Below are 25,626 nucleotides of genomic sequence, written 5' to 3' on the forward strand. Positions count from 1 at the left end.
TCAAGTCGCGCGCAGCTCGGAGAGGCGGGCGCCGGGGCGCGCGAGCGCGTTCCCGAGCACCGTCTGGTAGCGGTGGAGCAGCCGGAGGATGGTCTGTTCCGTGAAGAGGTCGGTCCGGTAGAGAAGGTCGGCGGTGAGCGCCTGCGCCGAGCCCTCCAAGTTTAGCGTGAGCTCGGACTTGGAACGGGCCTCGGCCGGAGGGAACGGCTCGATGAGCAGGCCCCCGAAGCGCAGCTCGTCGAGCGGGCGCTCGAACTGGCTGAGGTAGTTGAAGGTGATGGCCTCCAACGGTGTCTCTGAGGAGCGCTCGTTCGGGTAGAGCGCCTCGGCCAGCCGATGGTGCGGGGTATGGCGGCCGTTCTCCTGGGCCTCGGCCACCGCGGCGTTCACCCGGCGCAATGCGTCGAGGAAAGTCGGGTCTCCCTCCAGCGAGGCTCGCACCACGAGCACGTTCGCGAAGCGGCCGATCAAGCCCTCCAGCTCCCGGTAGGGCCGATCCGCGTCGGGTGACGCGACGCACACATCCGTTTCGCCGGTCTCGTGGTGGAGCAAGGTGAGGAAGCCCGTCAGCAGCGTGGTGTAGAGAGACACGCCTTCGCGTGCACCCAGCGCTTGAAGGCCCGCCGTCAACGTACCGGGCATGCGGATCAGTCGGGCGTCGCCCCCGGGTGAGGGGTGCTCGGGCCTGGGCCGATCGGTGGGCAGACGGACGAGCCGGGCACCCGTGAGCCGGGCGCGGTCCCGGGCGAGCGCCTGTTCCAGGGCCGCGCCCCCGAGGTGCTCCCGCTGCCACAGGGCGAAATCCGGGTACTGCAGCGGCAGGGGCGCGAGCGGCGAGGGGCGGCCCGCCAGGAAGGCCTCGTAGAGCACGCCCAGTTCTCCGACGAGCAGGGCGAGCGTGGAGCCGTCGAACGCCAGCCGGTGCACGGTGAGCAGCAGGTGGTGCTCCTCCGCGCCCAGGCGCACCAGCTCGCCGCGCAGCAACGGGGCGCGGGTCAGATCGAAGGTGCTGGCACGCATGGCACTGGCGCGCCGGGCCGCTTCCGCCTCGCGTTCAGCGGGCGGCAACGGGCCGAGATCCACCAGGGGGAGCTCGAGCGCGGCGGGCGGGGCAATGCGCTGCACCGGCTCGGGGCCACTGGCGTCCACGAGGACCCGCAGCGATTCGTGACGCCGGACGATCTCCTCCAGCGCCCGCCGCAGCACCTCCGCGTCCAGCGGGCCGCGCAACCGGGCGTAGGCGGCGATGCAGTTACCGAGCGGGTTGTCGCGCTCGGAGCGCCACACTGCCTCCTGCGGGAAGGACAGCGGCAGCGGACGGTCGCGCGGGACGGGGCGGGGCGGCGGTGGCGAGGACTTCCCCGAGACGCGCGCCTGCTCCAGGTGGCGCGAGAGCGCACGCACGGTGGGCGCATCGAAGAAGGTGCGCAGCGACACCTCTACGCCCAGCTGCTCGCGAAGGCGCGCCAGCAGCGCGGTGGCGCGCAGCGAGTGGCCGCCCACGTCGAAGAAGCCCTGCTCCACGCCGGTGCCGGTGACGCCCAGCACCTCTTCCCAGAGCGCCAGCACGGTCCACTCCATCGGCGTGGCCGGCGGAACCGCCTGCTCTCGCGCCGGTTCCGCCGCGGGAGGGGGCAGCGCGCGGCGATCCACCTTGCCGTTGGGGGTGAGCGGCAGGGCATCCATCACGACGAAGTAGCCGGGGATGGTGTGCTCTGGCAGTACCGAGCCCAGCAGCCGCCGCAGCTCCGCCGCGCTCGCGTTCGCGCCGGGAGCGGGCACCACGTAGGCGACGAGGTGCAGGTCGTCCGGGCGCTCGCCGCGGTTCCACGCCACCACCACCGCGTCATGCACGGCGGGCAGCCGGCGCAACGCCGCTTCCACCTCACCCATCTCGATGCGCACGCCGCGGATCTTCACCTGGTGATCCGCGCGGCCCACGTACTCCACCGTGCCGTCGGGCAGGTAGCGGCCGAGGTCTCCGGTGCGGTACAGGCGCCCGCCCGGGGTGCGGCTGAAGGGATCGGGGATGAAGCGGCGGGCCGTCTCCGCCGGGGCCCGGATGTAGCCGCGCGTGAGGACCGATCCGCCCGCGTAGATCTCCCCCACGACTCCCAGCGGCGTGGGCTCCATCCGCGAGTCGAGGACGTACACGGTGGCATTGGCGAGCGCGCGGCCCACCGGCACCGTGGCGCGTGCGCCCTGGTCTGACGGCGTGCTGGGCCACCAGGTCACCGCGGAGCTGGCCTCCGTGGGGCCGTACAGGTTGTGCAGCCGCGCATGGGGCCAGCGCTCGTGGAAGCGGCGCTCCAGCGCGCGAGTGAGCGCCTCGCCGCCGGAGAACACGTGGCGCAGGGACTGGCACGCGGCACTCGCGGGATCATTCAGCACCACGTCCAGCAGCGAGGGCACCATCTCCACCGTCGTCACGCCCTGCTCGGCGATGAGCTGGCACAGCGAAGGTGCGTCTTGTCCACGCGTGGGGTGTGCCAGCACCACGCGTCCGCCAGCGGCCAGCGGCGCGAACAGCTCGCACACCGTGGGGGCGAAGCTGAGCGAGCCCTTCACGAGGCCCGCATCCGCCGGTCCGAGCGTGAACACCTCTTCCATCCAGCGCATCTGGCTGCTGAGGCCCCGGTGGGGAATCTGCACGCCCTTGGGCCGGCCGGTGGAACCGGAGGTGAAGAGGACGTAGGCGAGGTTGTCCGGATCCACCACCGGCAGTGGCGGGGTGGCTTCGTCGCCAGTGCCAGTGCCCCAGCCCGGCTCCAGGTAGACGGTGGGCAGTCCGTTGGGTGGCAACCGGTCCGCGAGGTGGCGCTGGAGGACGAGCACTCGTGGCTCCGCGTCCTCCAACATCTGCTGGAGGCGGTCGCGCGGGTAGCCCGGCTCCAGCGGCACGCACGCGCCGCCGGCCTTCATCGTGCCCAGGAGGGCCACCGGCAGCTCCAGAGAGCGCTCCAGGCACAGGGCCACGCGCGCGTCCGGGCCCACGCCCAGCTCGCGCAAGGCCCGCGCGAGCCGGTTGGCGCGGCGATCCAGCTCGCCATAGGTGAGCGTCTGGCCCTCGAACACCACCGCCACCGCGTCCGGCGCGCGTGCGGCCTGTCGCTCCACCTGGGCGTGCAGGCACTCGTCCCCGTAGGGCCGCTCGGTGGCGTTGCGCGCCAGGAACCAGGCACGCTCCTCCGTGCTCAGCAGTGGCAGCGCGGAGAAGGGGAGCTCCGGCCGCTCCACCGCCGCCCGCAGCAGCGCCAGGTAGTGGCCGAGCATCCGCCGGATGGTGTCCGCGTCGAACAGGTCCGTGCCGTACTCGAGGATGCCGGAGACGCCCTCCGGAGATTCGTGCGCGAGCAGTGACAGCTCGAACGCGCGCGTCGCGGTGTGGATCTCCTCCACCTGGCCAACCCGCAGCCCTTCCCCGAGCGACGTCTCCGCCTCGGCCTGCAATCCGAAGAAGACCTGGAGCAGGGGAGAGCCGCCGGCGCCGCGCTCCTTGCGCAGCTCCGTCACCAGCCGGTCGAAGGGGAGATCCTGGTGGGCTTGCGCGTCCAGCACCACCTGGCGTGCGCGGGAGACGAGCTCGCGGAAGCTGGGATCGCCGGACAACCGCCCGCGCAGCACCACCGTGTTGGAGAAGAAGCCGATGAGGCCCTCGAGTTCCTCACGGCGGTTGGCCACCGCGGTGCCCACCAGCACGTCGTCCTGGCCCGCGTACCGGCCGAGCAGCGCCTGGAACGCGGCGAGCATCACGGCGAACAGGCTGGTGTTCTCCGCCACGGCCAGGCGCTTGAGCGCGGCGGTGAGCGGAGCGGGGAGGGTGAAGGGCTCGGCGGCGCCCGCGGCGCTGGAAGCCTGGGTGCGCGGCCGGTCCGTGGGCAGCTCCAGTTGCGCGGGCGCGCCCTGGAGCTGCTTGCGCCAGTACTCGAGGTGCCCCTCCAGCACCGCGCCGGAGAGGTGGGCGCGCTGCCAGAGCGTGAAGTCCGCGTACTGGATGGGCAACGCCGGCAGCGGAGAGGGCTCGCCGCGGAGGAAGGCCCGGTAGAGCGCCGAGAGCTCGCGCAGCAGGATGCCGTTGGACCACCCATCCCAGACGATGTGGTGGACCACGAAGCACAGCGCATGCTCCTCCGCGCCCAGGCGCACCACCGTCACACGCAGCAGTGGCCCGTGCTCCAGATCGAACGGATGCGTGGCCTCGCGCCGGCTCAGTTCCTCCAGCCGCGCCTCGCGCTCGCCCGGCGGCACCGCGCCCAGGTCCACGCGCTGGAACACCGGCCGGGCGTCCGGGAGCACCTCCTGCACCGGCTCTCCGCCGCGCTGGAGGAAGCGGGTGCGCAGCACCTCGTGGCGGCGGGCGATCTCCTCCACCGCCCGGCGCAGCACCTCCACATCCAGTGGCCCGTGGATGCTCAGCCGCGCCGCCACGTTGTAGATGGGGCTCTGCCCCTCCAGTTGCTGGATGACGAACAGCCGCTGCTGGGCGAACGAGAGAGGCGCCGGTCCGTTGTCCGCGCGACGCGGGATGGTGGGCTCGGCGGCGCGGGGAGTGGCCTCTCCGCGCAACCGCTGCTCCAGGCGGGCGCGCTGCTCGGGTGACAGCCGCTTGCGCCGCTCCATCAACTCATCGCGACTCGACATGGTGACGGCTTCTCCTGGGTGGGGAGCGGCGCTCCCGTGAAACGATGGTGGCTAGCGCGCGGCGCAGCAGGTAGCCCACCTCGAGCCGGGTGGAGTCTACATCCGGTGATGTGGTCTCCTTCGCCACGATTTCCAGACCCCCTGAGCCCAGCCGCCCGCTGCCGGTTTTCCTTCTCACTCGAGGTGTAATGGAGCCCATACCCATTGGCGGTTCGGGCGCCGCGCACCCGCGTGGGCTCCTGGCCCGGGCTCACAGCTTCAGCGGGGCCGAGCGGGCCACGTCGGTCCTCGCCACCATCCAATCCGGGAGCGCGGCGCTCACACCGGCCACGTGGGTGGGGAGGTGGGCGTAGCGCACCACCAGCTCCGCCGGTACCGGCGTCTCGCCGCGCAGCTGAAGCTGGATGCTCCACCCGTCGCGCGGCGGGTTCACCACGCGGATCCAGGTGGAATCGCCGCTGGCGGCCTGCGGCAGCGGCGCCTCCAGGGACCAGCCGGCGAGTGCGCCGCGCGGCACCTTCAAGTCCAGGAGGGAGTAGTCCCCCGGGCCCACCCGCAGGGAAACGGTGCGCTCCGGGCCGGCCACGCCCGAGGGCGTCACCTCCACCGCGGGCATGGGCAACGCGGGCGTGGCGATCCGAGCGCGCAGCAGGCGCCCCTCGCGCTCCAGCCGGACGCCGGGCACCCCCGCCATGGCCGGACCCAGCGATTCCGGCGGAGGCACCGAGTCGCGCGAGCGGATGAGGAGCTCCGGCTGCTGGCCCTCTGCCTCGAGGTATTCGACGGTGATGCGCTTCGGGTGCTCGCGCGTGTACGGGAAGCGCGCCATGGGCGCGAGCAGGACGGCACCGATGGCCAGGCACAGCAGGCCCGCGCGCCCGGATGGCGCGGCCGGCACGAGCGACAGCCCCAGCATGGCGCCGGTGGCGAATGGCAGGGCCACCAGCGCGGCGAGGATTGGATCGAACGGAATGACGAGTGGGATGCGGCCCGCGACGGGAATGAAGACGCGCAGCACGTCCGATGCCGCCTCCGCCAGCAGCAGCGCGGGCGGGGCGAAGGCGATGGCCTGGATCGCCGAGCGGTAGCGGCGCAGCCACGTCCCCAGCAGCAGCGCGGCCGCTCCCCAGGCCACCGCCCAGAGCGCGAGGTAGCCGGAGCCCACGCCGAACACCGTGGCGAGGGCGAGGAGTGCCGCCCAGCCCACCACGCCACCGGCCCAACCGGCGCGGTCACCGCTGAACGGCGCCCGGCCCAGCCAGGAGCCCGCGAGCGCGAAGGCCCCGAAGCAGGCCACTGCGGTCCACGGTGCCGCGTACCAGCCGTGAGGCCGCCGCAGCACATACGCCAGCACGAGTGCGGCCACCATCGGGAGCACCACGCCCAGCAGCAGCCCGGCGAAGGTGCCCGCCACCGCCCCGCCCAGCTCGCGCGCGGTGAACGCGCGGCGCCGCAGCGCTGCCCCTACCGCCATCACCGCCGCCGCCAGCGTCACCACCGCCAGCGCCAGTGCCGTGCCGCGCGAGTAGACGAGCATGGTCCGTCCGGCGAGATCGTAGAAGACGTTCCCACCCTCGGGAGGTGGGCCGTGCGTGGCGAGCTCGCGCACCGTGGCGAGGACGCTGTCACCCATGTGCTGCAGGCTGCCCGGCTCCAGGCGCTCCAGCCGGTCCAGCGGCGTGTGGTAGGCGTAGCCGTCCTCGTAGAGCGCCAGGTCGAGCCCGCGCGGGTACGCCGGCCGATAGATCTCGAAGTCGGTGCCGGAGGGGACGAGTCCGGCCTGGAAGATGTCCTGCGCGAGCACGGTGCCGAACGGAAGCGGGGCCGCGGAGGCGTACGCGGCCACCAGCCCGCCAGCGGACTGGAACACCAGCGTCCTGCCGCCGGGCCCCGCCGAGTCGAGGTTCAGGAACGCCACCACGTCCCGGGTCCACGGGTGGTGGAGGAAGGCGGCCGCGCCGGAGCCGCCCGCCTCCTCTCCGTCCGAGAAGTTGAAGACGACGCTGCGCTCCAGAGGGGGGCCCAACGCGAGCGCGCGGGCGGCCTCCATCGCCGCGGCCACCGGGGCGGCGTTGTCGCCCGCTCCCACGATACCGGGCGCGGTGTCGTAGTGCGCCGCCACCAGCACGGCCTCGGTGCGGCGGCCCGGCACACGCGCCAGCACGTTGCGCGCGCGGTACACGAGCGCGCCCGCCGGGTCCACGTGGACGCCGCTCGTGTCCTGCACCTCCACCTCGACGCCGGGGATGGCGCGCAGCGCGCCGAGGAGCACGTCCACGGTGAGTGCCGCGGAGCGCGTACCGGTGACGCGCGGGCCTATGCCCTCGGTCAGCTCGCGGACGAGTGGCAGCGCGCGTGCCTCGGAGAACGTGGTGGCGGGCGCGTTGGCTGGGGCGGGCTCGGGGGGCCGTGCAATCAGGGACGCCACACCAGCGAGCGCCAGGGACAGCAGCGCCACCACACCGTTGGCCAGCGCGGGCCGGGACCACGAAGTCGGAGTCTGTGCGTGCATTCGTTCCGCGCGAGAGGGGGCTTCTACCTACAGGGCTGGGGTCTACCTGCCAACGGGAACGGCGGGTTCACCAGGAGAAGATCGCGCCCCGACTCGCAGGATGAGGCGTGCCCTCCTGCTGGCCAGGCTTCCGAGGAGACTCCGGCGCGGTCGAGGTAGGGGTATCGGTGTGCCCGTGCTCGCCGGTAGAGTCGCCGGAGAGACGACGTGCCTGCTCGCGATGCGGACGCTGATAATCGACAACTACGACTCCTTCACCTTCAACCTCTTCCAGTTGATCAGCGAGGTGAATGGCGAGGAGCCGATCGTGGTCCGCAACGACCAGATCGCGTGGCGGGACATTGCCGGGCTGGGGCTCGACAACATCGTCCTTTCGCCTGGCCCCGGCCATCCGGCCAACCCTTCCGACTTCGGCGTGTGTCGCGACGCGCTGGAGCAGTCCGAATTGCCCATCCTCGGCGTGTGTCTGGGGCACCAGGGCCTGGGACACGTGTCCGGCGGCCAGGTGATGCACGCGCCCGTGCCCATGCACGGCCGGCTCAGCCGCGTGGTCCACTCCGGGGATCCGTTGTTCGCGGGCATCCCCGCCGCCTTCGACGTGGTGCGTTACCACTCGCTCATCCTCGCGGAGCCCCTGCCCGAGTCGCTCGAGCGCATCGCCTGGACGGAGGAGGACGGGCTGGTGATGGCGGTGCGCCACCGCTCGCGGCCGTTCTGGGGCGTGCAGTACCACCCCGAGTCCATCTGCACGAGCTTTGGGCGTGAGCTGCTCGCGAACTTCCGTGAGCTCACCCGGCGCTTCCATGAGACACGGGCCCCGCGCTCCCAGCCGCCGTCCCGCGTGTTGTCCGTGGTGCCTCGCGCGGCGCCAGTCGAGCCCGCACCGGTGCGCTTCGAGGTCCACGCGCGCAAGCTCGCCACCGCGCCGGATCCGGAGTCCGTCTTCGTCCACCTCCACGGACAGGCGCGGGACGCGTTCTGGCTGGACAGCAGCCTGGTGGATCCGCGCCTCTCGCGCTTCTCCTTCATGGGTGACGCGAGCGGCCCGCACGCGCTCACCGTGGAGTTCCGCGGCCCCGGGGAGCTGACGATCCGCCAGCAGGGCAAGCAGTCGCGCCAGGAGGGCAAGCTGCTGGACTTCCTCGCGCGCGAGCTGGCGCTGCGCCAGGTGGACTCGCCGGAGCTGCCCTTCGATTTCAACTGCGGCTTCGTCGGTTATCTCGGCTACGAGTTGCGCGACGAGTGCGGCTCGCCGCGCCGGTTCCGCTCGCCCGAGCCCGATGCCTGTCTCATCCTGGCGGACCGGCTCATCGCGTTCGATCACCAGCGGAACGAGGCCTGGCTGGTGTGCCTCGTGCCTCGCGGTGAGGGTGCACAGGCCGAGCAGTGGTTCACGCGGATGGAGGCGCGGCTCGCCGACGTTCCTCCCGCGCGGCCGCCCGTGGCCGCGCCCGTGGGAGAGCAGGTGCCGCGCGCCCTCAGCCGCGAGCGGGAGACGTACCTGGGGGACATCCAGCGGTGCCTGGAGAAGATCGGCGACGGTGAGAGCTACGAGGTCTGCCTCACCAACAAGCTGCACCTGCCCCAGGCGCCGGATCCGTTGCTCTACTACCGGCTGCAGCGGCGGCGGAACCCGGTGCCCTACGGCGCGTTCCTGCGGTTCGGCGAGCTGGCGGTGTGCTGCTCGTCGCCGGAGCGCTTCCTGCGTGTGGAGCGCGGAGGGTGGGTGGAGTCCAAGCCCATCAAGGGCACCCGCCGACGTGGCGAGAACGCCGAGGTGGACGAAGCGCTGCGCCGCGACCTGGCCTCGTGCGAGAAGGACCGCGCCGAGAACCTGATGATCGTGGACCTGGTCCGCAACGACCTCGGGCTGGTGTGCGAGGTGGGCAGCGTGCACGCGCCGAAGCTGATGGACGTGGAGACGTACGCCACGGTCCACCAGCTCGTCAGCACGGTGCGCGGGCGTCTGCGGCCGGGCCTCTCCGTGGTGGACTGCATCCGCGCCGCCTTCCCCGGCGGCTCCATGACGGGCGCGCCCAAGCTGCGCACCATGGAGATCATCGACTCGTTGGAGCTGGAGGCCCGGGGCGTGTACTCGGGGACCATCGGTTTCATCGGGTGCTCCGGCGCGGCGGATCTCAACATCGTGATCCGCACGGCGGTGATGATGCCGGAGCGCACCACCGTGGGCGTGGGTGGCGCCATCATCGCGTTGTCCAATCCCGAGGAGGAGTTCGCGGAGATCCTGCTGAAGGGCCGGTCGTTGCTGGAGACGTTCGAGCAGGCGCGAGGCGCGGCCGCCCCGGAGCGGGGTGACCTTCGCGAAAAGGCGACAGGGTGACGGCTTCGGCGGTGGAGCAGGGCGGCGGGCAGCCGGCGCCCCGGTTGTGGGCGAACGCGAACTTCCGTGCGCTGTTCGTCGGCCAGACCGTTTCCTTCATCGGGGACGGGGTGTCGTTCGCGATGCTCCCGCTGCTGGTGCTGGCACTGACGGGCTCCGGGACGCAGATGGGGCTGGTGGGCGCGCTGGAGATGCTGCCGGCTGCGCTGTTCAGCCCCATCGCCGGGGCGCTCGCGGACCGGTGGGATCGCCGCCGCATCATGATGTGGTGCAACCTGGCGCGCGCGGTCCTGATCGGGCTGGTGCCGCTCGCGGGCGCGATGGGCGTGCCCGTGCTCCCCGTCGTCTATGCGGTCACCATTCCGTTCGGTGCGCTCAACGCGCTGTTCAGCTCGGCGTACTTCGCTTCGTTACCAGCCGTCGTGGGGCACGAGGCGCTGGCGTCCGCCACCTCCACGCTGATGGCGGCACGGTGGGTGGGCAATGTGTTCGGCCCGGCGCTGGCTGGCTTCATCGCGGCGCGCTGGAATCCACAGGTGGGGCTGGCGCTCGACGCGCTCACCTTCCTGGTCGCGTACGCGGCGCTGCACTTCACGCGCGGCCCGTTCCAGGATGCCCCCGCGGCATCGCGCGGCTCCCTGTTCGGAGAGGTGCGCGAGGGGCTGGAGTACGCGGTGGGCCAGCCCGTCCTGGTGGCCACCATGCTCCTGAGCTGCGGGGTCGAGGCCGTCACCTACCAGCTCGTGCCGATGACGACGTTCCTCACCCAGGTGGATCGCGGCCTGCCGCCATCCTCCTTCGGTCTGCTGGTGGCGGTGTTCGGCGCCGGGATGCTGCCCGGGCTGCTGCTGGTGCCGAGGCTCTCGCGGGGGCGGGTCTGGCCGGTCATCCTGATGGCCAATCTGGTGGCGGGGCTGGCGCTGGCGCTGCTCGCGCTGAGCGAGCAATGGGTGCCCATGCTGGTGGCCTCGGCGCTGTGTGGCGGCGCCAACTCCCTCTCCCTGTCGCTGCTGTCCACCCGCTGGGCGCGGCTGACGCCCAACGAGATGCTGGGCCGCGTGGGCAGTTTCTACACGTTGGCGACCCGGCTCGTCGGGCCGGTGTCTGCCGTCACCGTGGGCGCCGTGCTGGACCGGGCTGGCGGAGTGGCCGCGCTCGGGATGGCGGCTGCCTTCCTCGTCTTCCTCACCGCCGCCTTCGCGCTCTCTCCCAGCTTCCGGGGTGCGAACGGGATCCGCTCGCCCGGCCCCAGCGCGGGTTGAGCCGGCGTCACTTCGGCTGCTCGCGCCCCTCGTTGATGAGGAGATCCTCCAGCCGGCACGCCTCGTCGATGATGAGCGTGTACAGCCGCCGCACGAAGTCCGGATCCAGCCCGCGCGCCGCGCCCATCTCCGCGCAGCGCTGCTTCACGAACTCCACCCGGCCCTGCTGCATCATCGGGATGTTGTGCTCCCGCTTGCGCAGGGCGATCTCCCCGCACAGCTGGAGCCTGCGCGCCAGTGTCTCCACCAGCGTCACGTCGATGGCGTCGAGCTGCTCGCGCAGGCCCGCCAGGGGATGGGCCTCGGGGGATGGCTTCTGGTCACTCATGTTGCTCCTTGGCCGGTGTGGGCGCGTAGGAGAAGGGCACCCAGAGCCACGGCTCCAGGAAGTCGAAGTCGTGGGATGCGCGTTGATAACAGAGGTTCTTCCGGGAATGGATACGTAGAATCCGAGCACATCATGCCTCCTGACTCCTCGACTCCTCCCTCTCTTCCGATGGCGAGCTGGTTGCGCCAGATCGCCCGGACGCCCCAACAGGACTCGTTCGAGCTGCTGTCCCGGCCAGGAATGCTGTCCCTGGCGCTCGGTCTCCCGGCCGCCGAGCTGTTTCCGGGAGAGGCGCTGGCTCGCGCGGCGGGTTCGTTGAGCTCGGTGGCCGCGCTCCAGTACCGGGCGCCCGAGGAATCGCTCAAACCCCATGTCATCGAGCTGATGAGTGCCCGGGGCGTGAAGTGCTCCGCGTCGCAGATCTTCTTCACCGTCGGTGCGCAGCAGGGGATGAGCCTGCTGCTGCGGCTGCTGTTGGATTCGGGCCAGGAGGTGATGGCGGAGGAGATCTCGTACACCGGCTTCGCCGGCGCGCTGGCGCCGCACGACTGCAAGCTGCTGACGGTGCCCACGAACGTGGAGACGGGCATCGACGTGGACGCGGTGGAGGCCCGGCTGCGCAACGGGGCCCGGCCGCGGGTGTTGTATGTGATGGCGGACGGGCACAACCCGCTGGGAGTGAGCCTGCCGCTGGAGAAGCGGCGGCGGCTGGCGGAGCTGTCGCGCGAGTTCGGGTTCTACATCCTGGAGGACGACGCCTATGGGCAGCTGTGCTTCGGAGAGGGCTCGCCGGCGATCCGGTCCTTCGAGGAGCGGTGGGTGCTGTACATCGGCTCGTTCTCCAAGATCCTCGCGCCGTCGCTGCGGCTGGGCTGGGTGGTGGTGCCGGAGGAACTGGCGGCGGAGCTGGCCAACGTGAAGGAGGGGTCGGACCTCGACGTGGCGAGCTTCTCGCAGCACGTCGCGAGCGCGGCGCTGGGGACGGGGTTCCTGGGGAAGCATGTCGCGGCGCTGAAGGAGGAGTACCGCCAGCGGCGGGACGCGATGGAGCGGGCGCTCGCCGAGCACTTCCCGTCCGGCGCGAGCTGGAGCCACCCCGAGGGCGGTTTCTTCACCTGGGTGGAGTTGCCGCGGCACCTGAACGCCACGCAGCTGCTGCGGCGCGCCGCGGACGAGCAGCGGGTGGCGTTCATGCCCGGAGGCGCGTTCTCGCTGCGCCCCGGTGCCGGGGACAACTGCATGCGCCTGTGCTTCTCGTATTGCGCGCCCGCCGTCATCGAGGACGGCGTGGCACGGCTCGGGAAGCTGCTGCGCTCCGTGATGTGAGCGAGCGGGCCTGGAAGTAGCTCTGGAGCGGCCTCGAAGTCGTTGCTACTTCAGGGTCGCGGCATCGATCACGAACCGGTACCGGACGTCGGAGGAGAGCACGCGCTCGTAGGCGTCGTTGATCTTGCTGGCCGGGATGACCTCGATGTCGGCGCCGATGCGGTGCCGGGCGCAGAAGTTCAGCATCTCCTGGGTCTGACGGATTCCGCCGATCATGTTTCTCCAGGGGTCCGTGGGGTCGGGGCTGCTGCGCCCCGTTCACGAATAGAAGTACGCCCCGGGTCCGCGGATGACTACGCGCCATGGAGCCAATAGGCTCTTAAGCGGTGCTTAACAGTGAGGCCCGAGATCCTCGGTAGCGTCGGCGCATTCGCGCCGATGGCCCGGCACCAGAAGGGACTCCCGCGATGAATACGGCTCTCCTCCCGCAGCTCCAGGTATTCCTCGTCGTGGCCCGCCTGCGCAGCTTCAGCGGGGCGGCGCGCGAGCTCGGCGTCTCCACTCCCGCGGTGAGTCAGGCGGTGCGCCAGCTCGAGAAGCAACTGCGCGTGGTGCTGCTCACCCGCACGACGCGCAGCGTGTCGCTGACGGAGGCTGGCAGGCGGCTCGTGGAGGGCGCGGGTCCCGCCCTGGGACAGGCGCTCGCTACCCTCACCGAGGTGTCCGCCCGGCCGGGAGAGGCGGTGGGCCGGGTGCGGCTGTCGGTGCCGAGGGCGGCGGTGCCCTACGTCATCACGCCGGTGGTGCCCACCTTCCGCGAGCGTCACCCACGGGTGGAGGTGGAGGCCGTCATTGAGGAGCGCTTCGTGGACATCGTGGCGGAGGGCTACGACGCGGGAGTGCGGCTGAGCGAGGCCATCGAGCGCGACATGGTGCAGGTGCGGCTCACCGACGCCTTCCGCTTCGTGGTGGTGGGCACGCCGGATTACCTCGAGCGCCACGGGACGCCCCAGCGGCCCGAGGACCTCCTGCGCCACGAGTGCATCACCTTCCGCATGGGGAGCACCGGGGTGCTCTATGCCTGGGAGCTGGAGCGGGGCAGCAGGAACTGGCGCGTGCCAGTGCGTGGAGGCGTCATCACCAACGACAACCAGATGAGCGTGGCCCTCGCGGAGCAGGGCCTGGGGTTGGCGTACGCCTTGGAGCCCATGGTGGCGGAGCAGCTACGTACCGGGCGGTTGAAGCGGGTGCTCGAGGCCTACGCGCCCACGGTGCCCGGCTTCTTCCTCTACTACCCCAGCCGTGCGCAGCGCTCGCCGGCGCTGCGCCTCTTCGTGGACGTGGCCAGGGAGCTGGCCAGACACGCGATGTGATTCGGCGCGAAGTCGCCGATGGACTTCTGTGCGGCGGTGGGAGGTCTGGTGGTGCTCATGGTGCGTTCTCCTTTCCGGGTTGCGTGCCGTATTGCGCGTCGGTGACCTTCTCCATCCACTCGACGACCTTGCCGTCGAGCCCCTCCTGGATGGCCAGGTGGGTCATCGCGGTGGTCGGGGATGCGCCGTGCCAGTGCTTCTGGCCGGGCGGAATCGACACCACGTCGCCCGGACGAATCTCCTCGACGTTGCCGCCCCAGAGCTGCACGCGGCCGAGGGTGAACCTTTCGTGATGGGGCTTTCTCCGGGGGTCCGGATCCGTTGTGCCCCGTTCACGAATAGAAGTACGTCCCGGGTCCCTCGGAAGACTACGTGCCAGGGGACGAATAGGCTCTTGAGCGGCGCTTCACAGTGATGCGTCAGCGCCCCCGAGCACGCGCTTCCAGCTGCTCGGATGCGGAACCCACACTGCCTCGGACGCGGGCGGGCACGCGTGATAAACCGTGTGCCTCGATGACGACGCCTGCCCCTCTCCTCGAAGCCGACGTCCCGCGCCCCGTCCTGGACGTCATCGCCCGCCTCCATGAGCTGGGCCATGCCGTGTTCCTCGTCGGCGGCTGTGTCCGTGACACGCTCCGCGGCGTCCACCCCAAGGACTTCGACGTCGCCACCAGCGCGCTCCCCGAGGAGGTCCAGCGCGCCTTCCGCAAGGTCATCCCCACCGGCATCCAGCACGGCACCGTCACCGTCGTCCAGGGCGGCACCCACGTCGAGGTCACCACCTTCCGCAGCGAGGGCGACTACCACGACGGCCGCCGCCCCTCCGCCGTCACCTTCGAGCAGGACATCGTCAAGGACCTCTCCCGCCGCGACTTCACCATCAACGCCATGGCGTGGAATCCCCTCACGCATGAGCTCGCCGATCCCTTCGGCGGACAGCAGGACCTGAAGGCCCGTGTCGTGCGCTGCGTGGGCTCGGCCGTCGAGCGTTTCTCCGAGGATGGGTTGCGTCCCATGCGCGCCGTGCGCTTCGCCGCCGTGCTCGACTTCACGCTCGACCCCCGCACCCAGGCCGCCATCCCCGAAACGCTCCCCGTCTTCCGCAAGGTCGCCCACGAGCGCGTCCGCGAGGAGTTCGTCAAGCTGCTCCTCTCCAAGCGCGAGGCCTTCGGGCTCGAGTTGCTCGCCACCACCGGGTTGCTCGACGTGTTCCTGCCCGAGCTTGCCCGCGCCGATGCCGAGGCCGCTCGACTTGCTCGCACCGCCGCCGCCGCCGAGCCCGTCGATGTGGAGATCCGTCTCGCCGCTCTGCTGGCCGACCTCGTCACCCCTCAGCAGGCCGAGGAGATCGGCGTCCGGCTCAAGTTCCCCACCAAGACCATCGAGCGGGTGAAGCTGTTGATCTCGCACGCCGCGCTCGAGCGGCATGCCGGGGATCCGGATCCCGCGCTCCGCCGGCTCCTGGCGAAGGTGGGGCTCGCCAATGTCGAGGCGCTCACCTCCGTGGCCCGGGCCCGGATCCAGGCCCGGGATCCGGCCCGGCTTCCCGAAATGGATGCCCTGATTGGCCGGCTGCATGGGATTGCCGCCTCGAAGCCTCCGCTGTCCGCAAAGGACCTCGCACTCAATGGGGGCGCCATCATGGCCACCCTGGGCGTCGGGCCTTCTCCCATCGTTGGCGAGGCCACCCGGTTTCTGCTCGAGCGGGTTCTCGATGAGCCTTCCCTCAATGACTCGGAGAGGTTGAAGGAGATGTTGTTGGCCTGGCGGCAGGCCCGTGGGTCCTGAGGTCGTTCGTGGGGCAGGGGAGTAGACCCTCACCCCAGCCCTCTCCCAGAGGGAGAGGGGGCAGACACAGTGGGCAACCTGGGGGGCTCGGCACCCTCACCCCGTCCCTCTCCCGGGGGGCGAGGGGATTTGTCCGGGTTGTTGTTCTCTGACGTCGGTTGTTCTCGTCGGTTGTTCTCGTCGGTTGTTCTCGTCGGTTGTTCTCGTCGGTTGTTCTCTTGCTTCAGTTGGGTCGCACCCGGGCTGGCCGGCGTGTAGATAGGGACGTCATGCGAGTCGTCGTTGCCATGAGTGGTGGGGTGGACTCCTCCGCCGCCGCCGCCCTGCTCAAGGAGCAGGGCCATGAGGTCATCGGTATCACCCTCCGGGTCTGGTCCTATGAGGGCAAGGCCCAGTGCGGCAGTTGCTGCAGCCCCGATGACATCGACGATGCCCGCGCCGTCGCCCAGACGCTCGGCATCCCCTTCTACGTCGCCAACGCCGAGGACCTCTTCAAGGACCGCGTCGTCAGCCCCTTCGTCCAGTCCTACCTCGGCGGCAAGACGCCCATCCCCTGCGTCGCCTGCAACCGCGATGTGAAGTTCAACTTCCTCCTCAAGCGCGCCCGCGCCCTCGGCGCCCGGCTCGCCACCGGCCACTACGCCCGCGTCGAGCAGCAGGACGGCAGGTTCGTCCTCCGCCGCGCCGTCGACGCCGCCAAGGATCAGAGCTACTTCCTCTTCACCCTCGGTCAGCAGGAGCTCACCGACGTCCTCTTCCCCGTCGGCGGCATGACCAAGTCCGAGGTCCGCGCCGTCGCCGAGCGCCATGCCCTCCCCACCAGCCACAAGCCCGAGAGCATGGAGATCTGCTTCGTGCCCGATGGCGACTACGCCGGCTTCGTCGAGAAGGTCGCCGGCCCCCAGCCCTCCGGGGAAATCGTCGACACCGAGGGCCATGTGCTCGGCACCCACGCCGGTGTGCACCGCTTCACCGTCGGTCAGCGCCGCGGCCTCAACCTCGGAGGCGGCGAGGCCCGCTACGTCCAGCGCATCGAGCCCGAGTCCCGCCGCGTCGTCGTGGGCCCCGCCGACGAGACCGCTCGTGACTCCTTCGGTCTCCTCCAGCCCCACTGGGTGGATGGGCCGCCGCCTCCCGAGAAGTCCGTGATGGTCCGCATCCGCCACCGTCACCCCGGTGCTCCCGGCCACGTGCGCGTCTCTCAGCATGGGCTCGTGTCCATCCACCTCGACTCGCCGGCCCGCGCCGTGACACCCGGGCAGGCAGCCGTCGTTTATGACGGAGAGCACGTACTGGGCGGTGGGTGGATTGTTTGAGCCTCGCCGCAACAGGCAGGGCGTGACGCTGTGCGCGCACTGAATTTGACCGGCCTGTAGGCGGGGCGTACCTTCCGGCACACCTCGACGCTACAGGCCGCGACACTCGTGTGGCCGCGCCGGGGCGCCGTACACGCGAGGAATGTCACGTCATGCGCGATGCCCACCGGATGAAAGAGAAGTTCGATGTTACGCTCGACAACCGGCAGATCGTCAGCCTGTTGATCGCGGGCATCATCGTGATGGGCGCCGTGTTCGTCCTCGGCGTCGTGGTCGGTAAGAAGCTCGCCGGCAATGCCCAGACCGCCGCCGCGCCGGATCTCCTCTCCGCGCTCGACGCCAACGCCCAGGCCCTCCAGCAGGCCCGCGAGGCCGAGCAGCCGCTCACCTTCCAGGACGAGCTCACCCGGAAGAGTGGCTCCGATGCCTCCAAGCCCGGCACCGTCACGGTCGCCATCCCTCCGCCGGCCCCCAAGCCCAAGCCCGCCGAGCCGAAGCCGGAGCCCCAGGCCGCCGAGCCCCAGATCGCCGAGGTCCCCGCGGAGGAGCCCGCCTCGTCGCCCACGGATGACGACTACGCGCCTCCCGCCACGGCCCAGGCCACCGAGCCGAAGCCGAAGCCGGAGTCCAAGCCCGCCGAGCCGAAGCCGGAGTCCAAGCCCGCAGCGGCCCAGGTGGCCGAGAGCAAGCCCGCTCCCGTGCCGGGCAAGGTGGAGGCCGCTCCCGTGCCTACCCGCACCACGGCTCCGGCCCAGGGCGGCGGTCTGAAGGACGCCATCGCCCGCGCCACCCAGCGGCCCACCGAGGCCGCCCCTGGCGGTGCCTTCACCCTGCAGATCTCCGCCTTCCAGAATCGTCCGGAGGCCGAGCGCTTCGCGACGAAGCTCCGGGACCGTGGCTACGCCCCGTACATCGTCACCGCCGAGGTCCCCAACAAGGGCACCTGGTACCGCGTCCGCATGGGCAGCTTCCCCTCGAAGGATGCCGCCTCCCGCTACCTGTCGGACTTCAAGCGCGAGACGCAGATCCAGGCCTTCGTGGCCGCGAACTAGACCGCCGGTGCATGGCGGGCCGGCGCCCGGAGTGCTATGGGCGCCGCTGAATGGACCTCCTCGACAACGTCATCCAGCCGTACGCCTGGGGCTCGCGGACCGCTATCGCCGAGTTGCTCGGGCAACCCTCGCCCTCCGCCGCCTGCCAGGCGGAGCTGTGGATGGGAGCCCACCCCGGTGCCCCGTCGCGCGTGAAGCGGCCGGCGGGCGGGGGCTCGCTGCTGGAGGTCATCCGGGCCTCGCCGGAGCGGGAGCTCGGTGAGCAGGTGACGCGCCGCTTCGGCGCCGAGCTGCCCTTCCTGTTCAAGGTGCTCGCGGCGGAAACCCCGCTGTCCTTGCAAACGCACCCGAGTCTCGCCCAGGCCCGCGAAGGGTACGCCCGTGAGAACGCGCTCGGCGTGCCCGTGAGCGCCTCGCACCGCAACTACAAGGACGCCAACCACAAGCCCGAGCTCATCTGCGCGCTGACGCCCTTCGATGCGCTGTGTGGCTTCCGGAGCGCGGACGAGACGCTCGCCCTCTTCGATTCGCTCGGCGTGGCCGCCCTCGAGCCGCTGCTCGCCCCGCTGCGTGCGTCGCCGGATGCGAAGGGCGTGGCGTGCATGTTCGAGGCGCTGATGACGCTGCCTCGCGAGTCGCGGGGGCCCCTGGTGGACGCGGTGGTCGCCGCCTGCTCGGCGCGCGAAGGGAAGGGGGGCCACTTCGCGGCGGAGCTGCAGTGGGCCCTGCGGCTCGGCGAGCTCTACCCGGGCGATCCCGGCGTCATCGGCGCGTTGATGCTCAACCTCGTGCGGTTGCGGCCGGGCGAGGCCATCTACCTGTCCGCGGGCAACCTCCACGCGTACCTGCGTGGCGTGGGCGTGGAGATCATGGCCAACTCGGACAACGTGTTGCGCGGCGGGTGCACGCCCAAGCACGTGGACGTCCCGGAGCTGCTCCGCGTGCTGGACTTCCGGTGCGGCCCCATCGGCCTGGTCCCGGCGGCCACCACGGACGGGGTGGAGTCCGTCTACCCCACGCCCACGGACGAGTTCCGCCTCTCGCGCTTCCAGCTCCGCCCCGGGGTGTCCGCCCGGCCGGAGCGGCGTGGGCCGGAGATCCTCCTGTGCACCGAGGGCTCCGCCCGGCTGTCCTCCGGGGGCGAGACGCTCGCGCTGCCCCGGGGGGCCTCGGTGTTCGTGAGCGCGGCCGAGGGGGCCTACACGCTCGAGGGCGAGGGCGTCGTCTACCGCGCCACCTCCGGCCTTTGATTGCGCCGGTGGGCTACTCGGCGGGAGTGCCGCGGCTCCACTTGTCCACGTTGCCGTCGCCATCCAGGTCCTCGCCGATGCGATCGACCTGGTTGTTCTCCCAATACTCCCAGTAGTCCACGCGGCCGTCCCCGTTGGAGTCCCGCTCCTTCCGGGCCAGCCGCCCCTTCTCGTAGAAGATCCACACGTCCGGCTTGCCGTCCCCGTTCAGGTCGCGCTCCCGCCGGACGTTGATGCCCTTCTCGTAGAAGTAGACGGAGTCCACCTTCCCGTCGAAGTCGAGGTCCATCGCCTCGCGCTCCCGCTCCTCGCGGGCGTCGTAGTACGTGGTGAGGTCCACCCGGTCATCCCAGTTGATGTCCAGTTCCTTACGGACCATCCGCCCGTCCACCGTGAAGATCCACACGTCCGGCTTCTGATCGCCGTTGGTGTCCTTCTCCGTCACCTTCTCGTTGGCGGCCGGTTCCGGGCGGATGGGCTGGGGCGCCACCTCCTCCTTCGCCTGCGCCTCCTCCGGCTTCTTCACGGATTGGTCGGATGCGCACCCACAAAGACCCACCAGCGCGAGCCCCGCCACCCATCCGAGCTTCGAGGGCTGTACGACACGGCTCGAAAACAGCGCTTCAAGGGACATGTAAGTCCATATATTTTCACATATCGCCATGGCCCGAAAGAAGATCAGCACCACCATCTACATCACGCCGGAGCAGAACGATCTGCTCAAGGCGCTGAACCAGAAGACCAAGGTTCCCGTGGCCGAGTACATCCGGCAGGGGATCGATCTCGTGCTGGAGAAATACAAGGCGCAGTTGCCGGGGCAGGCGTCCTTCGACGAGCTGAGCTGAGCTCCACACCAGAGCGGGATCATGAGCAAGAGCATGAAGGGCCAGAGGGTGGTGGTGCTCGGGGGATCGGGCTTCGTGGGCTCGCACCTGTGTGAGCGGTTGCTGGACGATGGCGCGTCCGGTGTGGTGTCCGTGGACAACTACATCACCGGTGCCGAGGCCAACGTGGCGCACCTGCGGGGCCGCGCGGGCTTCGAGGTGGTGAAGCAGGACATCACCGAGGGATTCTCGGTGGACGGGCCGGTTCACTACGTCTTCAACATGGCCTCACCGGCCTCGCCCATCGACTACGCGAAGCTGCCGCTGGAGACGATGCGGGTGGGCTCGCTGGGGACGGAGAACGGGCTCAAGCTGGCCCAGGCCAAGGGCGCCGTGTTCCTCCAGGCCTCCACCTCGGAGGTGTACGGAGATCCGCACGTGCACCCGCAGCGCGAGGACTACTGGGGCAACGTGAATCCCATTGGCCCGCGCGCCTGCTACGACGAGGCCAAGCGCTACGCCGAGGCGCTCACCATGGTGTACGCCCGCTCGTATGGCGTGCAGACGCGCATCGTCCGCATCTTCAACACCTACGGGCCGAGGATGCGCCTCAACGACGGGCGTGTGGTGCCCGCCTTCGTGGGCCAGGCGCTGCGCGGCGAGGACTTCACCGTCTTCGGCGAGGGCACCCAGACGCGCTCCTTCTGCTACGTGCGAGACCTGGTGGACGGCCTGATCCGGCTGTCCCTCTCGGACGTCATCGAGCCCGTCAACATCGGCAATCCCCGCGAGATGACCATGCTCGAGTTCGCCGAGGCGGTGCGCGCCGCGGCGGGTGGGGGAGGGCGCATCGTCCACAAGCCGCTGCCCAAGGACGACCCCAAGCAGCGCCGCCCGGACATCAGCCGGGCCCGGCAACTGCTCGGGTGGGAGCCGCGAGTACCTCTGGAGGAGGGTTTGCGGGAGACGATTGCCTGGTTCCGATCGGTTGCCGGGAAGGGCTCTACCCCCTAACTTTCGCGCCAAACTTTCTCTCTTTGGTGGCCACCTGGGGGTGGCGGGAGCGGCACGTTGAAAGTCCTGGTGACTGGTGGGGCGGGATTCATTGGCTCGCATGTGTGCGACGCCTTCGTGCGCGCGGGGCATGAGGTCATCGCCCTCGACAATCTGTCGAGTGGACGGAAGGAGAACCTGGACCCCCGGGTGCGTCTGGAGGTCATGGACATCCGGGCTCCGGAGGCCGCGCAGCTCATCCGCGCCGAGCGCCCCCAGGTGATGTGCCACCTGGCCGCTCAGATGGATGTGCGCCGCAGTGTGGAGGACCCGCGCTTCGACGCGGAGGCCAACATCCTCGGTTTCCTCAACCTCCTGGAGGCCTCGCGCGTCGCGGGTGTCCAGAAGGTGGTGTTCAGCTCGACCGGCGGGGCCATCTACGGCGAGCAGGACGTCTTCCCCGCGCCCGAGACCCACGCCACGCGGCCGGTGTCGCCCTATGGTGTCTCCAAGGCCTCGGGTGAGCTGTATCTCGGCTACTACAAGGCCCAGTACGGGATGAACTACGTGGCCCTGCGGTACGCCAATGTGTACGGCCCCCGGCAGAACCCGCACGGCGAGGCCGGCGTGGTGGCCATCTTCTGCCAGCGCCTGCTCGGCGGCCGCGAGTGCACCATCTACGGCGAGGGCAAGCAGACGCGCGACTTCGTCTACGTGGAGGACGTGGCGCGGGCCAACGTGCTGGCGGTGGAGAAGGACTACTCGGGCGCCATCAACATCGGCACCGGCGTGGAGACGGACATCAACCGGCTCTACACCCTGCTGGCCCAGCCGGCGGGGGTGGACAAGCCCGCCCTCCATGCTCCCGGCAAGCCGGGCGAGCAACTGCGCTCCTGCGTGGACAACACCCTGGCACGCCGGGTGCTCGGCTGGCAGCCCTCGGTGGAGCTCCCCGAGGGGCTTCGCCGCACGGTGTCGTTCTTCCGCGAGCACACCTCCCGCTAGCCCTCCCGTCCTCCCGGCGGGGAGGGGAGGCGGCCCGGCGTCGTTTGGGTTGCACGCCGGGCGCGCACGCGCATGGATTTTGGTGGGGTTCGGTGTTACTCAAGCCGGCTTCGACGTAGCCCGAGGCCCCCCTACCATGCCGGCCGACAACGCTCACATCCGCAATTTCTCGATCATCGCCCACATCGACCACGGGAAGTCCACCCTGGCCGATCGTCTGCTCGGTGCCACCGGAACGGTGACCAAGCGCGAGGCGCAGGACCAGTTCCTCGACAACATGGAGCTGGAGCGCGAGCGCGGGATCACCATCAAGGCCCAGTCCGTGCGGATGAACTACACCGCCAACGACGGCCAGAAGTACGTCCTCAACCTCATCGACACCCCGGGACACGTGGACTTCGCCTACGAGGTGAGCCGCTCGCTCGCCGCGTGCGAGGGCGCCCTCCTGGTGGTGGACGCCACCCAGGGCGTCGAGGCCCAGACGCTCGCCAACGTCTACATGGCGCTGGATCACAACCTGGAGATCATCCCGGTCATCAACAAGATCGATCTGCCGAGCGCCGACGTGGATCGCACGCGCACGGAGATCGAGGACGTGATCGGCATCGACGGCTCCAGCGCCGTGCCGGCCTCCGCCAAGGAGGGCATCGGCATCAAGGAGATCCTGGAGGCGGTGGTGAAGAGCGTGCCGCCCCCCTCGGGAGATCCCGCCGCTCCGCTCCGGGCCCTCATCTTCGACAGCTGGTACGACAACTACCGTGGCGTCGTGACGCTGGTGCGCGTGCTCGAGGGCACGCTCAAGCTCAAGCAGAAGATCAAGCTGTGGAGCAACAACAAGGCCTTCGAGGTGCAGGAGCTGGGTGTCTTCAGCCCGTTCTCCCGTCCGGTGCCGCAGCTCATCGCCGGAGAGGTGGGCGTGCTGGTGGCCAACGTGAAGGAGCTCCAGGACGCCAAGGTGGGTGACACCGTGACGGAGGAGCTGCGTCCCACGGACGCGCCCTTCCCGGGCTTCAAGGAAGTGAAGCCCATGGTGTTCTCCGGCATCTTCCCGGTGGACTCCGAGCAGTACGAGGGCCTGCGCGACGCGCTCGCCAAGCTCAAGCTCAACGACGCGGCCTTCACCTACGAGCCCGAGTCCTCCACCGCGCTTGGTTTCGGTTTCCGCTGCGGCTACCTGGGCCTGTTGCACATGGAGATCGTCCAGGAGCGCCTGGAGCGCGAGTACAACCTGTCGCTCATCACCACGGCGCCGTCGGTGGTGTACCGGATCACCGACTCGCAGGGCGCGGTGCTGCACGTGGACAACCCGGCCAAGCTGCCGCCGGTGCAGAAGATCGCCAAGTTCGAGGAGCCCGTCCTCACCTGCCACATCCACGTGCCCAACGACTACCTGGGCGCGGTGCTCAAGCTGTGCCAGGACCGGCGCGGCGTGCAGAAGGACATGAAGTACCTGGGCTCCAGCGGCACGCGCGTGCAGGTGACGTACGAGATGCCCCTGGCCGAGGTCGTCTTCGACTTCTTCGACAAGCTCAAGAGCGTCACCCGCGGCTACGCCAGCCTGGACTACGAGCTGGCCGGCTACGTGGAGGCGGACCTGGTGCGCCTGGACATCCTCATCAACGGGGATCCAGTGGACGCGCTCAGCGTCATCGTCCACAAGGAGCGCGCCTACCAGCGCGGCCGCGAGGTGTGCCAGAAGCTCAAGGAGGTCATCCCGAAGCAGATGTACGAGGTGGCCATCCAGGGCGCCATTGGCGCGAAGATCATCTCGCGTGAGACGATCTCCGCCATCCGCAAGAACGTGCTCGCCAAGTGCTACGGCGGCGACATCAGCCGCAAGCGCAAGCTCCTCGAGAAGCAGAAGGAGGGCAAGAAGCGCATGAAGCAGGTGGGCTCGGTGGAGATCCCGCAGGAGGCCTTCCTCGCGGTGCTGAAGACGGAGGAATAGTCCATGTCCACCAGCAGCGCGACCGAAGCTCCCGCGGGACTCGAGGCCTCCATGGCCGCCCGCAGGACGCCCGAGCAGATCAAGGCCAGCCGCGCGCTGCTGTGGCGCGAGCTGCTCACCAGCCTGTGGGCGCCCCTGGTCATCCTCGGCCTGGCGCTCATCCCCTACATCATCCTCATCGAGTTCGTGCCCCCCTCGGCCGGCTGGGCCCAGCCGCTCATGCAGGGCCTTGCGGGGTTGATGCTGCTCTACTTCCTCGGGCTGATGGTGCTGCGCTTCGCGCTGCCCAAGCAGAGCCGGCTGCGCCACCTGCGGCACGAGGCGCGTGAGCTCATCGGGGAGATCGAGCGCATCCACAAGAAGGTGCCGGGGAAGATCCCCGCCGAGGCGTCCACGCGGCTGGCCGAGCAGGCCATGCAGGTGGAGGCCGCCTCGCTGGCCGGGGACGCCGAGGGGCTGGAGAAGGAGACGAAGGCGCTCGACACGCTGGCCACCCAGTTGCTGGCGGTGTGGCGCAAGCAGGACCTCGGGGACTTCGTCTCGGGCTTCGCCAAGGCGCTGGCCATCGCGGTCATCATCCGCGTCTTCATCATCGAGCCGTACCGCATCCCCTCCGGCTCCATGCTGCCCACGCTGGAGATCGGCGATCAGGTCTTCATCAACAAGTTCATCTACGGGGTGCGGCTGCCCTTCACCAACTACGTGCCCTTCCAGATCGTCCGCGCGCCGGAGCGGGGAGACGTCATCGTCTTCAACAACCCGGTGCAGCTGGAGCTGGACTTCATCAAGCGCGTGGTGGGCATCCCCGGGGACAAGGTGGAGCTCATCAACGGCGAGGTCTTCATCAACGGCGCGCCCCAGTCGCGCACCTTGGTGAACGAGGACCAGGTCGTCTACAACCGGCAGGACAACACGCCCTGGTACCCGGAGCACCTGCGGCTGTACCACGAGAGCCTGGACGGCAAGGTCCACTCCGTGTTGCAGCCGGGGAGCAAGGCCCGCATGGAGTACGAGGGGCCCTACGTCGTTCCCCCGGGCCACGTCTTCGTCATGGGTGACAACCGGGAGAACAGCCTGGACAGCCGCTATGGCCTGGGTGCCGGCGGGGGCGTGGAGTTCGTCCCGTACGGTCACATCAAGGGCAAGGCCATGGTCGTCTGGATGGCGCTGGGGTTCGGTGGCTGGTTCAGCAACTTCTTCGAGGGGACTGGACTGCGCACCGACCGGCTGTTCGAGCCGGTCCGCTGAAACCCGCCGCGATGCTTGACGCCCCGCGCGTGCCGCTGCTACGCGGGGGCCTCATGCGTCATCCCTCTGGGAAGATCAGCTTTGGCGGCCTGGTGCTCCTCATCCTCGTCGTGGGGGGCCTCTATCTGGGCGTGATGCTCATCCCCGTGTACGCGGACAACTTCGACGTGAAGGAAGCCGTCGCGGTGGCCTTCAACCGGTCCCCGACCGCGGACGACGAGACGTTGCGCAGGGTGATCATCGAGCGCACCAGCCAGGTGGGCACCCACTGGGATACGGACAAGTTCGACCAGGACGTCCTCGTGCCCGGGCTCGGCCTGACGGACGAGAACATCACCATCGAGCGCAGCACGGTCTCGCCGAACGTCCGCATCGAGGTGGACTACGAGCGGCGGGTGCAGCTCAAGCCCACCAACAACGTCCGCGTCATCCGCTTCCATGTCGTGAAGGAAGGCATTCCCGGCAAGTAGTGCCCAGGG

19 protein-coding genes and 1 pseudogene are annotated in these 25,626 nt (G+C 69.9%); 14 read left to right on the forward strand and 6 right to left on the reverse strand.

The window, feature by feature from the left end; all coding sequences use genetic code 11:
* Together BO221_RS45260 and BO221_RS45265 are read right to left on the reverse strand one after the other, a co-directional pair.
* Positions 1–4,641, reverse strand: a complete 4,641-nt coding sequence (locus BO221_RS45260; protein ID WP_083682457.1) for a non-ribosomal peptide synthetase — start codon at positions 4,639–4,641, stop codon at positions 1–3.
* Positions 4,642–4,891: 250 nt separating this feature from the next.
* Positions 4,892–7,153 carry a M28 family peptidase gene (locus BO221_RS45265; RefSeq protein ID WP_073567146.1) on the reverse strand — a complete coding sequence of 754 codons (2,262 nt, stop codon included), beginning with the start codon at positions 7,151–7,153 and terminating at the stop codon, positions 4,892–4,894.
* A gap of 220 nt (positions 7,154–7,373) precedes the next feature.
* On the opposite strand from BO221_RS45265, the gene pabB reads away from it, so the two are divergent.
* Both pabB and BO221_RS45275 read left to right on the forward strand, forming a co-directional pair.
* On the forward strand, positions 7,374–9,494 hold the full coding sequence (gene pabB, locus BO221_RS45270; RefSeq protein WP_073567147.1) for an aminodeoxychorismate synthase component I: 2,121 nt from the start codon (positions 7,374–7,376) through the stop codon (positions 9,492–9,494).
* On the forward strand, positions 9,491–10,756 hold the full coding sequence (locus BO221_RS45275; protein ID WP_073567148.1) for an MFS transporter: 1,266 nt from the start codon (positions 9,491–9,493) through the stop codon (positions 10,754–10,756). The genes pabB and BO221_RS45275 overlap by 4 nt, the downstream gene beginning before the upstream one ends.
* Before the next feature lie 7 nt (positions 10,757–10,763).
* Here BO221_RS45275 and BO221_RS45280 read toward each other — a convergent pair whose 3' ends face one another.
* On the reverse strand, positions 10,764–11,084 hold the full coding sequence (locus tag BO221_RS45280; RefSeq protein WP_073567149.1) for a chorismate mutase: 321 nt from the start codon (positions 11,082–11,084) through the stop codon (positions 10,764–10,766).
* A gap of 132 nt (positions 11,085–11,216) precedes the next feature.
* Here BO221_RS45280 and BO221_RS45285 point away from each other — a divergent pair, with 132 nt between their 5' ends.
* On the forward strand, positions 11,217–12,410 hold the full coding sequence (locus tag BO221_RS45285; RefSeq protein ID WP_073567150.1) for a PLP-dependent aminotransferase family protein: 1,194 nt from the start codon (positions 11,217–11,219) through the stop codon (positions 12,408–12,410).
* Positions 12,411–12,455: 45 nt separating this feature from the next.
* Here the strand turns inward: BO221_RS45285 and BO221_RS54465 are convergent.
* Positions 12,456–12,629 (reverse strand): annotated as a pseudogene (locus BO221_RS54465) (alcohol dehydrogenase); the annotation flags it as partial.
* 188 nt (positions 12,630–12,817) lie between these two features.
* On the opposite strand from BO221_RS54465, the gene BO221_RS45290 reads away from it, so the two are divergent.
* Positions 12,818–13,723: a LysR family transcriptional regulator gene (locus BO221_RS45290; protein ID WP_073567151.1), complete on the forward strand. Its 906-nt coding sequence runs from the start codon at positions 12,818–12,820 to the stop codon at positions 13,721–13,723.
* 55 nt (positions 13,724–13,778) lie between these two features.
* Here the strand turns inward: BO221_RS45290 and BO221_RS45295 are convergent, their stop codons facing one another.
* Entirely contained in the window at positions 13,779–13,991 is a 213-nt protein-coding gene (locus BO221_RS45295) for a hypothetical protein (RefSeq protein ID WP_233166551.1), read from the reverse strand.
* Positions 13,992–14,236: 245 nt separating this feature from the next.
* On the opposite strand from BO221_RS45295, the gene BO221_RS45300 reads away from it, so the two are divergent.
* The 4 genes from BO221_RS45300 (at position 14,237) to manA (ending at position 19,129) form a co-directional block, all read left to right on the forward strand.
* Entirely contained in the window at positions 14,237–15,511 is a 1,275-nt protein-coding gene (locus BO221_RS45300) for a CCA tRNA nucleotidyltransferase (RefSeq protein ID WP_073567152.1), read from the forward strand.
* A gap of 269 nt (positions 15,512–15,780) precedes the next feature.
* Entirely contained in the window at positions 15,781–16,827 is a 1,047-nt protein-coding gene (mnmA, locus tag BO221_RS45305) for a tRNA 2-thiouridine(34) synthase MnmA (RefSeq protein WP_073567153.1), read from the forward strand.
* A gap of 152 nt (positions 16,828–16,979) precedes the next feature.
* Positions 16,980–17,879 (forward strand): SPOR domain-containing protein, encoded by a 900-nt coding sequence (locus BO221_RS45310; protein ID WP_073567154.1) that lies wholly within the window; start codon positions 16,980–16,982, stop codon positions 17,877–17,879.
* Positions 17,880–17,929: 50 nt separating this feature from the next.
* Positions 17,930–19,129 carry a mannose-6-phosphate isomerase, class I gene (gene manA, locus BO221_RS45315; RefSeq protein WP_073567155.1) on the forward strand — a complete coding sequence of 400 codons (1,200 nt, stop codon included), beginning with the start codon at positions 17,930–17,932 and terminating at the stop codon, positions 19,127–19,129.
* 13 nt (positions 19,130–19,142) lie between these two features.
* Here the strand turns inward: manA and BO221_RS45320 are convergent, their stop codons facing one another.
* Positions 19,143–19,763, reverse strand: a complete 621-nt coding sequence (locus BO221_RS45320; protein ID WP_073567156.1) for a hypothetical protein — start codon at positions 19,761–19,763, stop codon at positions 19,143–19,145.
* A gap of 28 nt (positions 19,764–19,791) precedes the next feature.
* On the opposite strand from BO221_RS45320, the gene BO221_RS45325 reads away from it, so the two are divergent.
* The 6 genes from BO221_RS45325 to BO221_RS45350 all read left to right on the forward strand — a co-directional run bounded on the left by BO221_RS45325 (position 19,792) and on the right by BO221_RS45350 (position 25,617).
* Positions 19,792–19,974 carry a ribbon-helix-helix domain-containing protein gene (locus BO221_RS45325; protein ID WP_043408044.1) on the forward strand — a complete coding sequence of 61 codons (183 nt, stop codon included), beginning with the start codon at positions 19,792–19,794 and terminating at the stop codon, positions 19,972–19,974.
* 33 nt (positions 19,975–20,007) lie between these two features.
* Positions 20,008–20,967 (forward strand): UDP-glucuronic acid decarboxylase family protein, encoded by a 960-nt coding sequence (locus BO221_RS45330; RefSeq protein WP_073567242.1) that lies wholly within the window; start codon positions 20,008–20,010, stop codon positions 20,965–20,967.
* Between the two features lie 57 nt (positions 20,968–21,024).
* Positions 21,025–21,951, forward strand: a complete 927-nt coding sequence (locus BO221_RS45335; RefSeq protein WP_073567157.1) for an NAD-dependent epimerase/dehydratase family protein — start codon at positions 21,025–21,027, stop codon at positions 21,949–21,951.
* Between the two features lie 136 nt (positions 21,952–22,087).
* The gene (lepA, locus tag BO221_RS45340) at positions 22,088–23,899 is read left to right on the forward strand and encodes a translation elongation factor 4 (protein ID WP_073567158.1); all 1,812 of its coding nucleotides are present in this window, start codon (positions 22,088–22,090) and stop codon (positions 23,897–23,899) included.
* 3 nt (positions 23,900–23,902) lie between these two features.
* Positions 23,903–25,147: a signal peptidase I gene (lepB, locus tag BO221_RS45345; protein ID WP_073567159.1), complete on the forward strand. Its 1,245-nt coding sequence runs from the start codon at positions 23,903–23,905 to the stop codon at positions 25,145–25,147.
* A 53-nt stretch (positions 25,148–25,200) separates the two neighbouring features.
* Positions 25,201–25,617: a hypothetical protein gene (locus BO221_RS45350; protein ID WP_143196059.1), complete on the forward strand. Its 417-nt coding sequence runs from the start codon at positions 25,201–25,203 to the stop codon at positions 25,615–25,617.
* Positions 25,618–25,626 lie beyond the last annotated feature (9 nt).

Source organism: Archangium sp. Cb G35, from assembly GCF_001896145.1.
In the GTDB taxonomy this organism is placed as follows: domain Bacteria; phylum Myxococcota; class Myxococcia; order Myxococcales; family Myxococcaceae; genus Archangium; species Archangium violaceum.